The sequence below is a fragment of the Leisingera sp. ANG49 genome (assembly GCF_059694505.1).
This window is the reverse complement of record NZ_JCATZN010000042.1, coordinates 1-1,325: the sequence shown is the minus strand read 5'-3', so window position 1 is coordinate 1,325 and position 1,325 is coordinate 1. Positions and strand designations below refer to the sequence as shown.

General features: G+C 48.2%; 1 protein-coding gene and 1 pseudogene. Both read left to right on the top strand.

The annotated features are described in order from the left end of the window. Positions 1-245: pseudogene (locus AC58NV_RS23610) on the top strand (hypothetical protein); the annotation flags it as partial. 126 nt (positions 246-371) lie between these two features. Beyond that, the gene (locus AC58NV_RS23605) at positions 372-719 is read left to right on the top strand and encodes a hypothetical protein (protein ID WP_497229316.1); all 348 of its coding nucleotides are present in this window, start codon (positions 372-374) and stop codon (positions 717-719) included. The last annotated feature ends 606 nt before the right edge of the window (positions 720-1,325 follow it).

The window sequence follows — 1,325 nt, the reverse complement described above, 5'->3', positions numbered from 1 at the left end:
CACTTCTTCGAAGAGTTGAATACGCAACACTCGAATGGGTGGATTGGTTCAACAGCCTCTGTCTGCTTGAGCCTATCGGGAGCATTTCGCCGACAGAAGCAGAGGCCAATAACTACTCGGCTCTGGAAACTGAGAACATTGTCGCGCTGTTAACTGAAATCAACCTTCGGCAAACCCGGAGTGGTTCGATCCGCAAGATCCGGTGCGGGAAAGTCAAACAACTACTGCATAGGCCCTTTACATAAGAATTGATACCTTCCTTCTTCCGATCGCTTCGCTCAAATACGTGGAGTATAAAAAGGGTGTTGCGCTGTGAGGGTTGAGAAATAACTTTTTGCCTTCAAGTGAAGGTAAAGTGTGACACATTTGTAGTGTCGACCTTCTTTTGTGGCGGCAGTGTTGCGCTAATGAGGGCAGATCATTGTATTGGAGAAATTGAAGATCTAAGCGCGCTGCTAGAGCGCTATGGTAGAGCGGCTCAAAAGGAAATTGCCTCAGGCCTGGTCTGCATTGCGCAAGGGTTTGAGTTTGTCGACACTATTAAGGCTATTGGCGGCAATGGGGGTATAAAGTTGCTTTCCAAATCCGAGTCTTCTGTAAACTCGATGAACGGCAGTGTAACTAATGGAATGTGCAGGTTCAATGCAGCAAGCAGCCATATTAATGGCGCTTTCAGTGGCTGCCCCTCTGGGCATGGCGGCACGGCTCGTTTGCAATGACCTGGCTATGACCTTGGGGCATGGCGCGCAGGAATGGAATGTTTAAAAAGTGGAGTGGATTTTTGATTCTGTCTTCTATGATTGAACGATGGGTTCAGCACGCAGTTTTGGGTGTTAATGTTCGGCGAAGTTGTCGAATGATGCCGGGTGTGCCAGGGGGCAGAAGCCGTCAAGAGATTGATGCTGATGTCCAGTATTTGTGTAATGTTTTGAAAGACGAGCCGGCGGAAATAGTCTCTCTGAAGCTAATGGCGTGCGTAGATTCTCACCGAGAATGATTATGAAAATCAAAGAGATTTTGATCTGTTTCAAATTGTTCCTTTGATTTTAGAAGACTTAAAGTGGCCTGAGAGTGGACAATAAAGTCCACACCTAAGGCCGTCCGGAGTCTGGCAGATTGACAGGCCTTCGAGCGGCAGGGTAATTTTCGTTAACAAAAAGGCGCGGTTAGGCAGCCAATGTATCGGGTGGAAAAGGGGCAGCTATCATGGCACTTCCGGCCATTGCGTCATTATGGGTCGGCCCTGAGCTCAGCTGGCTGGAACAGCTTTGCCTGAAGTCCTTTCTCGACAACGGTCATGAGGTGATCCTGTTCACATATGATGA